Genomic DNA, 13721 nt, shown 5'->3' on the forward strand with positions numbered 1-13721 from the left:
GCGAAAAACTCCCACCTCAAAGGCGCCTAATAAAGTTTGGGTTTATGAAGGAACAGGCGACATTTATACAGGCCTTCCTCCAAGCACTGTCACATCAACTAAGAACCGCAGGGGCGGCGAGGTGCTGAAAGGCCAGGTGGAGGTCGAGGGTCAGATCATTTCCGTAGAATACATTACTAAAAAAGCACAGGCATGGCGACAGAAAGAGCCTAACATGGTTTGGGTTTATGAAGGAACAGGCGACATTTATACAGGCCTTCCTCCAAGCACTGTCACATCAACTAAGAACTGCAGGGGTGGTGAGGTGCTGAAAGGCCAGGTGGAGGTCGAGGGTCAGATCATTTTCGTAGAATACATTACTAAAGTTGCACAGAAAAAGCGGCAGAAAGAGCCTGACATGGTTTGGGTTTATGAAGGAACAGGCAACATTTATACGGGCCTTCCTCCAAGCAATGTAACATCAACTAGGAACCATAAGCGCAGCGAGGTGATGAAAGGCCAGGTGGAGGTTCAGGGTCAGGCCATTACCGTAGAATACATTACTAAAAAAGCACAGACATGGCGACAGAAAGAGCCTGACATGGTTTGGGTTTATGAAGGAACAGGCAATATTCATGCAGGCCTTCCTCCGAGCAGTGCCACATCAACTAAGAACCATATGGGCGGCGAGGTGCTAAAAGGCCAGGTGGAGGTTGATGGTCAGACCTTTAGCGTAGAATACATTACTAAACATGCACAGAAAAAGCGGCAGAAAGAGCCTGACATGGTTTGGGTTTATGAAGGAACAGGCGACATTTATACAGGCCTTCCTCCAAGCGCTGTCACATCAACTAAGAACTGCAGGGGCGGCGAGGTGCAGAAAGGCCTGGTAGAGATTCAGGGTCAGATCATTTTCGTAGAATACATTACTAAACATGCACAGAAAAAGCGGCAGAAAGAGCCTGACATGGTTTGGGTTTATGAAGGAACAGGCGACATTTATACAGGCCTTCTCCCAAGCACTGTCACATCAACTAAGAACCGCAGGGGCGGCGAGGTGCAGAAAGGCCAGGTAGAGGTTGATGGTCAGACCTTTAGCGTAGAATACATTACTAAGGCTGCGCAGACATTACGGCTGCAAAGAGAACTAAAACAGCAGCCACAACCTAAAAAAAGAAAGAGAAACAAAGAAAATAATGCAGAAACGTTACCTATTGATGATAATTGTTCAGATAATAGAGATGGTGATGTTGAGATAGGAGAATATGAGCAAGGATTGTCAGATGAGCAGGCCTATAGCCAGCAAGGCTTTAATGGTTCTAATACTTTAAATGAGTTAAACGGTTATGTGGCCTACAGCCCATATGGTTTTTTTGCCCAATCGCCGCCTAGACTAAATCAGCAAGATAGCACTGTGAACACAAACACAGAGCTACAAGATTCACTAGAGGAGGTGGTAAGCAGTCTTTAGTAGAGTAATGATAAGCAAAAAAATCAGGTGACCAAAGACAGCAATCATTCAAATGCCTCGTCACCACCATCATCTTTCTTTGCATCCCATAATAAAATTGAAAAACGACATATTATAGTCCTAAGGATAAAGTTAATTGTTAAAAGACAAATTGGTATTTTTTTATCACTAGGCTACTTTTTTAAATATAGACAAGAAAATGTTAATCCTATTTACTTTTATAGTATTGCGCTTAGTAGGGGGTTGCATATTACGGCCTTGCATAATCATTTTTTCTGGGATACCCCTAAAGTGATGTTCATGCATATTGAAGGTATAGGAGAGAAGGCAAGCCTTGCCAAATCAGTGGGAGAGGTATTCTCAGGAATAAAAGCCCCAAATGATAAAAACCTTATACCAATAGCGGATATTAATCCTATTCAACTCTTAATACCAAAAAAATAGATACTATTTTAGGTGTTAAAGGTCAATTAAAAGATGGGGTCTATAAAGTAACAATAGGTAGAGAAGCCGAAATGGATGGATACACCATGGAAATACCATGGGTGTAAATACATGGGCGGCTTTTGCTGGTTCAGAATCTTGCCCCCGGTGTATAAATGGTTACATCCGCTATATAATATGCTTTGGCAGCAAAAGCCAGTAATGGCCCTCACTTTTCATATGCTCACCTAAAAATGTTGCAAGTTTTCCAGACCCCCAAAAAATATCGCCACGCATGAAGCCACGAATGGCGCCACCAATATCTTGGGCAATCATCAAGCGTTGTAGTTTTGTTTCATTAGGTTGTTTTATATTAGGTCGTGTTGTATCTAACCAAAGAGGAGCACCAACCGGAATCCATTTTTTATCCACAGCTAAAGAATAACCTGGTGTAAGAGTCATATTTTTTACGCCGAGCGCAACAGGTCTATTGATGTTTTCGAAAAAAACAAAAGATTTATTTGTATGAATAATTTTTTTCGCCTTTTCAGGGTGATTTTCTAAATAGTGCAAGATAGCTTTTTTAGAAGCTTTATGTCGTGTCAGGATCCCTTTATTAACTAGCACTTCGGCAATGGAGGTATAAGGGGCACCATTCTCACCAGCATAACTTAGATAGAGGTCTTTACCGTCAGGCAATTGAATGACACCAGAACCTTCTATTTCTAGAAAAAGCCGCTCTGCTGGGCTTTGGACCCAGGCAATCACCGATGCTTTTTTCTTAAGTGCTCCTTTATCAATTTGCTCTCGAGTATATAAGGTTAAATACTTCCTGCTTGGTAAACCATAAATTGGAGTTTTGTATTTACCATTCTTCTTTAAACTACCTTGTATTTTTGGCATGTAATAACCTGTAAATACGCTAGAAACAGGGCCAATTTTTTTTTGCTCAAATTCAACGGGATGAAACCATACTTCAAAAAATTTTTTTGCAGAATTTTTTGAAACAGAATTAAGTTCCAAGGCAGCCTTACAGACAGGATACCAGTCACGAGCTTTTAATTTAATGTCTTGAGTTCCAATTGAAGCTAATGGCGATTTTTTTAGGAACATCTCGCATGATGTCTGGAATGCTAATAAGGATTTTTGAACATTAGCTTTATCCCAGCCTGGCAATTCTTTAAAAGACACATAAGTTAAAAAAAGATTTTTATTTTCTACACTAACTTTTTTAGGCGATTGTTTGTGTAAGACGCTTTTTTTTGCAACTACTGTTTCTGGGGTTCTCTCGGAATCTGTATCCTTTTTTGCCAAAACTTTGATTGCAATTATCGTTGTAGCATTCTTTATCACTTGGGTTTTAAACACTTCATTTTTATAATTTAGCAGTTTCGTTTGGGCTTTTACCTTACTGTAAAACCCAACAAGAAGAAAGATAAGGCAAGTAATGCCGCTTATTGTGTAAATTAATTTCTTACTCATAGCGGTGCAATACTTACATAAGATGAACTGTTAGAAAACACTTTTTTTATTAATTGTTCTAGTTGTTTAAAAAAATGGGTGTAGTATCTCAGATATAGTTTAATGAGGTCTATCAAAAGAAAGGCATCTTTTATTAAAATCCCAAAAACAAATGAATGAGATTATGGATGGTGAACTTTCTCCTCTTCAAGAATTTATAATTGATGTTATGCAGGTTAAAGCTATTCGAAATGGCTACTAATTTAAGTTAGGCGTTATCGTAAAAAGTTATAATCGTAGAATTTTCCGCAATAAGGATGAATTCAAAGAGGTTAACTAATATTTTAACTCTTAAAGACTATGGAGCTCACCTAGCTATGATTTCATTTATCTTAAATAAAAGTATCTGACTATAACCAATAAGATTAAAAATGGTTAAAAGGTTGCCTATTACAAATAGACTTTAAAGTTAATGTGCTAAATTTATTTAAAAATTTTGACTTCATTTTTTATTTTGTTTTTGCATAGGGCAATTCTGACCAACAAGTTGTATAACAAGGACTTTTCATTTCTCGCTTCATCGTCCACTTCTTTTGAAAGCCTTCAGCTGCAAGACGAATGGTACGTGTACCATATCGTTTATTAATAGATTCCATGAGCAACATGACTTTTTCAGATTTAGCAATCATGGTGTCCGTTGGTTGGTGAAATATGTGATTTAGGCGTGAGTTCTGCCAGCATGATGCCATTTTTCTTATAGGGAATACCTTCTTTATAAAGGCGCTTTAACGCTTGTTTGGCGAATGCTGTTAATTGTCTTATATCGTCGCTTGGATTTACTAATCGAAAGCTGATTTATTTGGAGAAGGGCTTAAGCGACCCCTGGCCGGGATCCTAGTAAAAAAGGGTCATGTTCATTTTTAATTCAAATTTACTTTCAATTTTTTGCTTTCTACAATATAAAAGTTCGGCCGGTTTCTAACGAAAAGGAGCGTTTGCTGACCATTTTTAATCCAATATGAATTCGATCTTGAATTGATTACTATTGATAAATTAATCAACAACCTGATGTTGCTCTATATTAAAAGCCGGATTACACGAAATACAAAGTGCCAAGTTACCTTCCCAGTAAAATTTTTCACCAGCCTCAATTAAAACTACGTCGCCGACATTTAATAAATATTCAGTATCATTAACGACCACTTTTCCTGTTCCATTTTGGACATAAACAATTTCTTTGCATTTTGTATTCATTGCATATTTGCGATTAGGGTATCGACCTGAAACATTCACTACTGCAAAATCAAGATCTTTGTCCATCATTGGATATTCTAAAACAACACATACATCACTATTTTTTCGTTCTATCGTTTGATTTTTATAAGATATTTTCATAATAACAACGCTCTTTAAATTTCCAAAAAAAACATAAGTCTTTTATAAGTGAAAAATATTAATTTGATTCTTAACTGTTAAGAAGATGGTATCCACGCACCTTTTTCAACATATGATACTTCATCATGGCCCGGCCATGGTGGCATAGTCACGCAAATAAAAACCAAATCACTTTCATTACTTCGATATTGAAAATCGGTACCTAATGGGATATCAATGCTAGTACCTTCTTCAAGAACCGTGATTGCTTCTTGTTTTCCAGACTTGCGCCAAATAGCACCTTTCCCCGATATAACATACCAGAATTCGCTAACTGTTTTGTGGCGAACAATTTTGGAAATTGTGCCTTTTTTTAAGGTGCAATGAGCCATACCACCCAGAGAGTTATTCATAAGTAACCTCACTTCAGCTCCAGCTGGTGATGTATGCTGATATTCTTGAGGAATTTTCTGTGTAAGCATATTCACTCTATATTAATGTTAAATGTGTAAGTTGTTTTCTTTATCTTAACTCTCTATTATTTAATATTCTTCTAACAGAGGTGCGACCAATACCAATTTTTTTCGCAATTTTAGATTGACTTTGACCCTGTTCAAATAAACTAATTACTTCTTGTTCATATTTTTTTGTGGTTGCGGGTCGTCCGTGTGCTTTACCTTTATTTCGAGCATGTGCAATACCTGCTTTGACTCTTTCTCGTAATATTTCTCGCTCAAATTCAGCGAATATTGCTAACAATCCTGCCATAGCCCTACCTGTTGCTGTCGTTAAATCTAGCGCTTCAGTCAAAGATATAAACCCAACACCCAATCCATTTAGTTCATTAAGAGTATGAAATAGATCATTAACGGAACGACCCCACCGATCTAATTTCCAAACAATAATAATATCAATCTGTCGTCGTTTCGCTTGATTAATAAGTTCTTCACGTTGAGGTCTACTATCTTTCGCACCGGATCCAATTTCTGCAATTTCAGTTTCAATTTGCCAATCTCGTGCTTTAGCATATTTTTTCATGGCATCGATTTGCATGTCTAACGTATGCTGGTCATGCGTTGACACTCTGGCATAAATTCCTGCTTTCATACCTGGCCAAAAACCCCTTGAAATTCGTCCGTCTAAAACCCTTTAAATATAAGGATCCAAAGTCTTGATTTTTACATAGCCATAAACTACTGCTTTCGGCCACAAAAGATACCTTAAATTTACAATGACTGCAATTCATGAGACCGCTTATCCACGATTGAAACCAAATCCTAACGACCAAGAGCTCAAACAAAATTTTTTGCCATCAAAAGCTGAGCTAGAACTACTTAATAAAAGTACCAGTGAGAATCACCTCATAGCCGGCTTGGTTTTGTGCTTTCGCTAAAATGTTATCAGTGCTTAGGGTATCACGTTCCAATCAACACAATACCTAAACTCATTATCGAATATATTGCCAACTGCATTGAGATCAAAGTAGATAAAGTAAAGCTACAAAATTACATGCAGCTCAAACAACGCAAGCGTCACAAAACAGTTATCCGCAAATTTCTGGCCATTAATGATTGCAAGCAGCAACACAAGTTAATCATGAAGTCTGCTGGATTAAAATCTGCGGCTATTAAAGAAAACTTAGCTGACATTATCAATGATATGCTCGAAGAACTCATCAAAAACAATTTCGAAATTCCAGCATTTTCAACATTGTTAAGACTTGCACGAGCTGCGCGAACAATAGTTAGCTCCGTACTTTATCAAAAAGTCAGCGACCAACTTACCGATGCGGCTAAGCAATTTTTTGATCAGTTATTGCTATCCACTTCTCCTTTACATGAGTACAGCAGTGGCTGGGAATATCTTAAACAGGAAATGAAAAAACCATCGGTTACAAGCATTCGAGAATTTACCGATTACCTGGATCAGTTACGTAAGTGGCGAGATGAAAGCCCAATTGCTCTTTCTGATATTCCTGAACACCGTTTAGAACAATATGTTGCTGAAGCAATGGCCTTAGATATTGCCGATATGCGCCGTATTAAAGAAGCCAAAAGACATGCTTTATCAGCCATGTTGTTATATCATCAGTACGCAAAATCACTTGATGGCATTGTCACTGTGCTAACTCGCTGGCTGCGTAAAATAAAAACTGATGCAGCGGAAGCGCTACAGGAAATCAGAAATTCCAACCAAAAAATAACAGATTAACTTATTGGCAACCTTAAACAAGTCCTCGTTGCAAGCAAACAAACTGCCCAAACACCCGAAGAAAAATTAGTGCTAATTGAGCAAAACTTGCCAAGTGATATCGATGCTTCAATTGAAGCCTGCGAACAATATCTGGCTTATGCTGACGATAACAATTTACCTTTAATACTAAAATATTATCAAGTAAAAAGACATACTATGTTTCGCTTACTCAAGCAGACTGAGCTCAAGTCATCTTCTAAAGATGTGTTAGTAGAAAAGTTAGTCGAATTTATATTGGCACACCAACGAAGCCATGGAGAATATGTTGAAATCAATCCAGAAGAGTTCAGTAATTTGGAATGGCTTGATGACCAGTGGTTTCAGTTCATTACCGAGGGCAAGACCAAGCGTTACACTAATCAAATTCGAACAGTTAATAAACAGAAGTTAGAGCTGGCTGTTTTTAGACTTGCCAGGGATGAAATTAACTGTGCCGATGCTTTTGCTCTTAACAGCTATGAGAACGATGATTCCAATAAACAATTTATTCCATGGGATGAATTTTATCAAAACCTAAAGCCTTATACTGAGTTGATAGGTAAGTCTGACGACCCTAGGCTATTTGTAAAAGAACTAATTGTAGAGCATCAGCAGGCGGCCGAAAAGGTGAATCAACATTTTGTCGATAATGAATATTTGAACATTATCAACGGTGAGCCCGTATTAAAGCGAGCTATCAGTAAGAAAGTGAGTCAGCAACAAGAAAAATTTTCAAGTTTGGTAGCATCCAAAATGCCGTTGACGGATATCGTCTCTGTACTTACTGACGTGGAAAATTGGCTTGGTACCAGTCGCCATTTAAAGCCCTTATCAGGGTACGAACCCAAAATAGAGGACTATGATTTGCGTTTCATTGCTACCAGTTTCGCATATGGTTGTAATGTTGGCCCAGTTCAAGCTGAACGATGCTTGAAAAAATATTCACGTAAACAAATAGCCTGGCTATTCAATCACCACATTACTGAGCTCCGTCTTAATAAAATTAGTGAAGCCATTATCAAAGCATACAAACAGTTTGAGCTGCCTTATATTTGGGGCAATGGTGAAAGTGCTTCTGTTGATGGGACTTATTGGGATATGTATACCAATAATCTACTGGCAGAGCATCATATTTGCTATGGAAAATATGGTGGGATTAGCTATTATCACGTTTCTGATCAGTATGTTGCTTTGTTTGGAAACTTTATCCCATGCGGCGTTTATGAGGCCATTTACATTTTCGATGGAATTTATGAAAGTGATGAAACCTTACGTCCAGATACAATCCATGGGGATACATGCGCAAAACGAAGTAGTATTTGGGTTTTCCTATTTGTTAGCAATAACACTTATGCCCAGAATACGTAGTTTCAAGCATCTCAATTTTTATCGACCAGCTGGAATGAATGAAAAATCATACCAACATATCAGTGATATTTTTACATCAAAAGATCCCAACTGGCAACTCATAGAGTCAATGTACTATGATATGTTGCGCGTTGTTATGTCAATCCAAAGTGGCAAAATCAACGCGTCAACCATATTGAAAAAGCTGCGCTCCAATAGTAAGAAGAATAAGATGCATCAAGCATTCCGTGAATTGGGACGAGTGGTACGAACCCTTCTTCTTTTAAATTATATTGCTGATGTTGACCTTCGTAAAAAGATTCAAGCAGCTACATGTAAAAGTGAAGAGTTTAATGATTTTATTGACCGGATCACCTTTGGCAAGGACGGTGTTATTCATGAAAACAATAGTGTAATTCAGCAAAAAATAATTGCATTTGGCAGGATGGTTGCTAATGCTGTGATGTTCTACACTGTTGCCAACACAACTAATGTACTGAATGAGCTTTCTGCTCAAGAAGTTAAGTATAGTAAAGATGATTTATCGATTTTATCGGCGTATTTCAGGGAGAATATTAACCGCTATGGTGTTTTTGAGTTATCGGGGTCACGACAAACAATGCCATTGAAGTTTAGCATTTACAGAGATTAAAAATTGAACATGACCATTTTTTACCAGGATCCCGGCCGTGAGTCAACATACGTCTAAACAGTTGGTAAGCAATAAGGATATTCGTTAATTATTTTCTATTAAATAAAAATGTATTTATTTGGAGTAATACTTTAATTAAGGGTTAAACGTAGTAGTTTTTCTGATAAATCTACCTAGGGTCATCATTATGCCAAAGCTATATACTATCGGCCATTCTTCGCATTCTTTCGAAGAATTTTATGCTCTCTTAAAAGCATATGCGATCACCCATTTGGTTGATGCGCGCGCTTTTCCTAAATCGCGCCATGTACCTTGGTTTAATGAAAAAGAACTTGAGGCCGCTTTACGTGATGTGAAGATTACCTATATTCATATGCCAGCACTAGGCGGCAGGCGTCGAACTAATAAAGATTCTGTTAATCTAGGATGGCGCAATACAAGCTTTCGTGGATATGCAGATTACATGCAAACACCTGAGTTCTATGCAGGACTTAAACAGTTAAATCAGTTATTAAGAGGTAAGAGGCAAGTTGCTATTATGTGTGCTGAAGCTCTACCTTGGCGGTGTCATCGCTCACTTATTGCTGATGCAGAAATAGTTCGTGGTATCGCCGTCTTTGACATTCTAAGTCGTACATCTGCTCGTGCCCATATCCTAACTTCCTTCGCGAAAGTAGATGGATCAAAAAGACCCATACAAATCACTTATCCAAGAGAAAGATAATCTTAATTTCCTTGAGATAACGGAAAAGGATGGGTTTTTGAACGCATCACGTGGTCAATCAAAACCCATCAATTTATCTTCAAATTTAGTTTGTAAACTCTGTATATTAATCAAAGTTCATTTTAAATCACTATTTTAGACTTACCGAACAAAAGGATTATCAATGCGAGTAGGATATGCCAGAGTATCAACACATGAACAAAATTTAGACTTACAACTTGATGGGCTTAAGAAAGCAAGTTGTGAAGAAATTTTTACTGATAAAATTAGTGGGTCGTTTCAGAAAGGCCAGGATTAGAGCGGGTTGAAAACTATCTCAGAGCTGGGGATGTATTAGTTGTTTGGCGATTGAATAGATTAGGCAGATCCCTTAAACATCTTATTTCTTATGTAAATAAGCTGGAAGAAAAAGGAATAGGTTTTCATAGTGTCACTGAGGCTATCAATACAGAAACCTCTTCTGGTAAGTTTATGTTTCATGTTTTTGGCGCGCTTTCTGAATTCGAGCGGGACTTGACGCTGCAAAAGCGAGAGGTCGTCAAGGGGACTTAATGATGAACAGAAAGAACTAGCTAATTCTATATGCTAATAGAAAACATTCAATTCAATCTATTTGCAAGATGGTTGGTGTAGGAAAGACTACATTTTATAAATATATTAATCAGTAAAAACCAAGGAAAAATAAGTGGATTCGAAACTAAAAGAAACCATTAAAAATCCCAAACTTAGATATCTCTTAACAAAACCTTTGACCAAACGATTGAAAGAATTTACAAATGTGAATTCTTTGCTTAAAGCGTTAAATACTTTAGAGCAATCGCCTCATAAAGAGAGAAGATTTCAAGGAACTCTTCCTGAAATTGAGCTGGAATTACGTGAACTAAAAAATCAAATGTGATTTAATAATTTCTTAATTTAATTGGTTTAAAATCAAGCAAATTAAACTTATTTAATGCAGCCATGCCTTCTACTCATAAGTCGCTAATTAATTTACGTAATGCATTGAAATATAAAGAAAATAAAAAAGGATTATGTCATGGATTTTCATTGTGTTGGTTAGGGGCCGCCTTTTTAGGCGATAAAGAACTTAACCATTTTAATACGCGTATTAAATATATTAAGTCGGTTCCAACCGAAGAAATAATAGAATTTATCAAAACGGCACAAGCTAAAAGGGGACAAAACGTCACGATAAAAGACTACACTTTACTGGATATCTTAGCTTTTTTTGACAGTTTAGAAATTTTTCATTCTCCAGAAGAATATTCACCTTTATTTGATAGGAGCTCTTGTGTAAATGCTAGAGAGACTGAAGTAACGTCAAAGCTGGCTTCATCAAAAGCCATCGAAGAAAGAGGCGGTTTAACAGAAATTTATTCAGAACCCTCCATTTTTAATGCAGAGGAATTAAAAAATTACTTAGATAGTTTATCTGTTTTATTTGAGGAGCAAGCCAAAGCTAGCGCTTCTCAAGAGCCAATAGGTTTCCTATTAAGTAATTATGCTCATACTGTAGCTCTCATTTATACTCCTGGTCAGGGGTTTACTTATCGAGATATTAACCAAGAAAAACAGATATCTACTACGAGCGATAACACTGTTATTGTTAATGCTATAAGAAAAGGCTTTAGAAATAGCGGCCCTTATAGTGCCTTTAATACAAAGATAATTTTAACTGCAACTGATGAGCGCCGAGATAGTTTGCAACAAAAGTTAGCTTCGTTGAAGCAGCAATATTCTCTCACAAAAGAGATAGCTCATCGTGAGGCGGAGGGTATAAATTTAACTTATATTGCTGCGCAACATAGTTGTAGTTCGCTGCTTATCCCATTAAAAATTTTCGAAGTAGATTTTAACAAAACTGATAAAGATGGCATAACGCCAGCTATTATAGCTGCTCAATTTGGAGATGAAGCGTTTATTGACCAATTAGCATTTGGGGGAGCGGATCTAAATCAAGCAGATAAGAACGGTACGACTCCAGCTTATATTGCAGCTCAAGAAGGCCATAGTAATATTATTGCTCAATTATGGTTCTGGAGAGCCGATTTAAATAAAGCAGATGAATTTGGAACAACACCTGCTTATATTGCCACACAAGAAGGTCATATTAATGTAGTTAAGGAATTAATAGCTTGTGAGGTTAATTTTGATGAACCACTACTAGAAACTAAAACAGAATTATTACAATTTGCTAAGGAAAAAGGAGTAGAGATAGAGAGACGAATGGCTGATTTTTTAGCTACTTTTTCCGAAGAAAAAGTTGAAATTAGGCCTTATGATATTGCTCTAATTATGGGACATCAAGAAATTGGTAATTTAATAAAGGTATATATTAGCAATCAAAATAATCAATCAGCTATAAATGATTTTAAAGCTCATAAAGAGCTCCCCTCCAAGAAACGAGTGCACTCAGATAATATGTTTTTCTCTGATAATTTAAGAAAGGTTAGTAATATTAGAGATCAGAAGGATAAAAAGCTGAAAATTAGCTAGATTAGCAACTTTAAATTGTTATTTAAAATTCATACATACACGTAGTCTCTGATATAGCTCTTAAATCTTGCTTAGATATTTCTTTGAAAACTCTAATAAACTTTTCCAAATCAATTAATGTAGTTCTACGTATTGATGCATCTTATGACCCAATTGGATAATTATTAAATCATTTGGATTTAAGAAATAATAAGAATGAATCAACCTCAGTGTATTTGATTTTATCGCAAAACCACATATTTTTTGAATATTATCTGAATTTGAGCATAAATAATTAAAGAATAAATTATTACTGATTTTAGAGTGCTAAAGCTAGTAAAAAGCAAGGGAGCTGCACATGTTTAATTTTAACTTTAATTTATAGCAAAGCCAAGTAACGCTGGAACAGGATTTTTCTTCCTAAAAGGGCGAGTGAAAACTGCCGTAATAAATCGTAAATTGCTCTTAACAGGATGGTTAATGTCGTGATAATTGTGACCAATTTTTTGAACCTAGGGTAATAGGCTGATAACAATAATTTGCCAACTCAATGGCGGAGGATTCGTTACAATAGAGCTATAAATTGTTATAATTTGATCCAAATGATTAAATTTGGATATAATTGATGAAATTATAAAAACTTGAGAGTGATTTTGAAAAGAAAAAATGTCGAGGAATCTGATCAAAGTATTGTAAAACCGGAACAAAGGTACGCACGTAAACAATATTTGGCAAAAATAGAACAAAATTTTTCTATACCTAATCTTGAAGCAAAACCTTTAGCGAATTTTTCGTTTTATCCTTATGCTAATGATATTCAAAAGCTTTATTTTGATGGTTATATCTCTAAATTTAATACACTTGTTAAACAAAGATTTTTTTCTCGACCTGACACCTTAAATAAAGCTATAGGATTAATAGTAGGCAATGGTTATATATTGTCTCTACTGCCTGATTTGGCCGTAGACGATATTATTTTAATTGATATTGAACCTGCCGTTCATCATTTTATCTTATTTGTAAAAGATTTAATTTTAAACACTGAAGCTAAAGATTTTTCACAAAAGCGTGCTGAAATAGTAACAAAAATAAATCACTATTGTGAAAAAATAAAATCATTTAAGTTGCTATCTGAAGAAGATACGCTAGCATCAGAAATAAAGGCATTAGGCGACAAACATTTTCTAGCTAGTGAAGATCGCTTTAATCAGTGTAAAAAAACACTACAAGAAAAAGATTTGTTACCCATTAAGTTAAATATTTTAGATTATAAAGCCGTTAAAAAATTAGCTGAATTGTTAAAAGAGCAAGAAGCAACAATTTCTTTTATTAATATTACCAATATGGGCGACTATGACCGGTTTCGCGCGCTACCGGACATTTTAGCATGTCTGCCCTTAGCAAACGAATTTGTTATCATATCTACTTCTTTAATTTCTACTGCTAATAGGGAAGAGCTATTCCCTCGTAGTTGCCTTATTTCTAATAATTTGGAGCAATTAGAAGAAAATTTATCCTATAATTACAAGCGTAATAGTAGATAAGCGATAAAAGGTATTTACGATTTTTTTGCAGCTTCTATT

At 36.2% G+C, this 13721-nt stretch carries 13 protein-coding genes and 3 pseudogenes; 10 read left to right on the forward strand and 6 right to left on the reverse strand.

Going from position 1 to position 13721, the window contains the following annotated elements; genetic code table 11:
• Positions 1–1450: hypothetical protein (locus tag ACQUW5_RS14365; RefSeq protein ID WP_444991963.1), on the forward strand; the 1450-nt coding region annotated here is incomplete at its 5' end.
• A 27-nt stretch (positions 1451–1477) separates the two neighbouring features.
• Positions 1478–1894, forward strand: coding sequence for a DUF1259 domain-containing protein (locus tag ACQUW5_RS14370; protein ID WP_444991964.1), 417 nt, complete (start codon positions 1478–1480; stop codon positions 1892–1894).
• A 168-nt stretch (positions 1895–2062) separates the two neighbouring features.
• Here the strand turns inward: ACQUW5_RS14370 and mltA are convergent, their stop codons facing one another.
• The 6 genes from mltA to ACQUW5_RS14400 form a co-directional block, all read right to left on the reverse strand.
• The gene (gene mltA / locus ACQUW5_RS14375) at positions 2063–3355 is read right to left on the reverse strand and encodes a murein transglycosylase A (protein WP_444991965.1); all 1293 of its coding nucleotides are present in this window, start codon (positions 3353–3355) and stop codon (positions 2063–2065) included.
• Positions 3356–3843: 488 nt separating this feature from the next.
• Positions 3844–4023 carry a DUF4113 domain-containing protein gene (locus ACQUW5_RS14380; protein WP_444991966.1) on the reverse strand — a complete coding sequence of 60 codons (180 nt, stop codon included), beginning with the start codon at positions 4021–4023 and terminating at the stop codon, positions 3844–3846.
• Positions 4013–4189 carry a DinB/UmuC family translesion DNA polymerase gene (locus ACQUW5_RS14385; protein ID WP_444992000.1) on the reverse strand — a complete coding sequence of 59 codons (177 nt, stop codon included), beginning with the start codon at positions 4187–4189 and terminating at the stop codon, positions 4013–4015. The genes ACQUW5_RS14380 and ACQUW5_RS14385 overlap by 11 nt, the downstream gene beginning before the upstream one ends.
• A 198-nt stretch (positions 4190–4387) precedes the next feature.
• Positions 4388–4657 carry a cupin domain-containing protein gene (locus tag ACQUW5_RS14390; RefSeq protein ID WP_444991967.1) on the reverse strand — a complete coding sequence of 90 codons (270 nt, stop codon included), beginning with the start codon at positions 4655–4657 and terminating at the stop codon, positions 4388–4390.
• Between the two features lie 149 nt (positions 4658–4806).
• Positions 4807–5190, reverse strand: coding sequence for a cupin domain-containing protein (locus ACQUW5_RS14395; protein WP_444991968.1), 384 nt, complete (start codon positions 5188–5190; stop codon positions 4807–4809).
• A gap of 40 nt (positions 5191–5230) precedes the next feature.
• The gene (locus ACQUW5_RS14400) at positions 5231–5815 is read right to left on the reverse strand and encodes a recombinase family protein (RefSeq protein WP_444991969.1); all 585 of its coding nucleotides are present in this window, start codon (positions 5813–5815) and stop codon (positions 5231–5233) included.
• Positions 5816–6076: 261 nt separating this feature from the next.
• Between ACQUW5_RS14400 and ACQUW5_RS14405 the strand changes: the two are divergent.
• From ACQUW5_RS14405 to ACQUW5_RS14440, 8 genes and pseudogenes are all read left to right on the forward strand, one after another.
• A pseudogene (locus ACQUW5_RS14405) lies at positions 6077–6919 on the forward strand (DUF4158 domain-containing protein); the annotation flags it as partial.
• A 774-nt stretch (positions 6920–7693) separates the two neighbouring features.
• Positions 7694–8939 (forward strand): annotated as a pseudogene (locus ACQUW5_RS14410) (Tn3 family transposase).
• A 187-nt stretch (positions 8940–9126) separates the two neighbouring features.
• Positions 9127–9663, forward strand: coding sequence for a DUF488 domain-containing protein (locus tag ACQUW5_RS14415; RefSeq protein ID WP_444991970.1), 537 nt, complete (start codon positions 9127–9129; stop codon positions 9661–9663).
• 163 nt (positions 9664–9826) lie between these two features.
• Positions 9827–10215, forward strand: a pseudogene (locus tag ACQUW5_RS14420) (recombinase family protein).
• A 59-nt stretch (positions 10216–10274) separates the two neighbouring features.
• Complete coding sequence (locus tag ACQUW5_RS14425; protein WP_444992001.1) at positions 10275–10331, forward strand: hypothetical protein; 57 nt, start codon at positions 10275–10277, stop codon at positions 10329–10331.
• Between the two features lie 17 nt (positions 10332–10348).
• Positions 10349–10561: a hypothetical protein gene (locus ACQUW5_RS14430; protein WP_444991971.1), complete on the forward strand. Its 213-nt coding sequence runs from the start codon at positions 10349–10351 to the stop codon at positions 10559–10561.
• Between the two features lie 62 nt (positions 10562–10623).
• Positions 10624–12159 carry an ankyrin repeat domain-containing protein gene (locus ACQUW5_RS14435; protein ID WP_444991972.1) on the forward strand — a complete coding sequence of 512 codons (1536 nt, stop codon included), beginning with the start codon at positions 10624–10626 and terminating at the stop codon, positions 12157–12159.
• Positions 12160–12791: 632 nt separating this feature from the next.
• Entirely contained in the window at positions 12792–13682 is an 891-nt protein-coding gene (locus ACQUW5_RS14440) for a hypothetical protein (RefSeq protein ID WP_444991973.1), read from the forward strand.
• The last annotated feature ends 39 nt before the right edge of the window (positions 13683–13721 follow it).

Source organism: Legionella pelazae, assembly GCF_052527395.1.

Bases quoted from the DNA above. Each gene is read 5' to 3' on its own strand.
- mltA (WP_444991965.1), bottom strand. From the start codon at position 3,355: ATGAGTAAGAAATTAATTTACACAATAAGCGGCATTACTTGCCTTATC.
- ACQUW5_RS14380 (WP_444991966.1), bottom strand. From the start codon at position 4,023: ATGATTGCTAAATCTGAAAAAGTCATGTTGCTCATGGAATCTATTAAT.
- ACQUW5_RS14390 (WP_444991967.1), bottom strand. From the start codon at position 4,657: ATGATGGACAAAGATCTTGATTTTGCAGTAGTGAATGTTTCAGGTCGA.
- ACQUW5_RS14395 (WP_444991968.1), bottom strand. From the start codon at position 5,190: ATGCTTACACAGAAAATTCCTCAAGAATATCAGCATACATCACCAGCT.
- ACQUW5_RS14400 (WP_444991969.1), bottom strand. From the start codon at position 5,815: ATGAAAGCAGGAATTTATGCCAGAGTGTCAACGCATGACCAGCATACG.
- ACQUW5_RS14415 (WP_444991970.1), top strand. From the start codon at position 9,127: ATGCCAAAGCTATATACTATCGGCCATTCTTCGCATTCTTTCGAAGAA.
- ACQUW5_RS14435 (WP_444991972.1), top strand. From the start codon at position 10,624: ATGCCTTCTACTCATAAGTCGCTAATTAATTTACGTAATGCATTGAAA.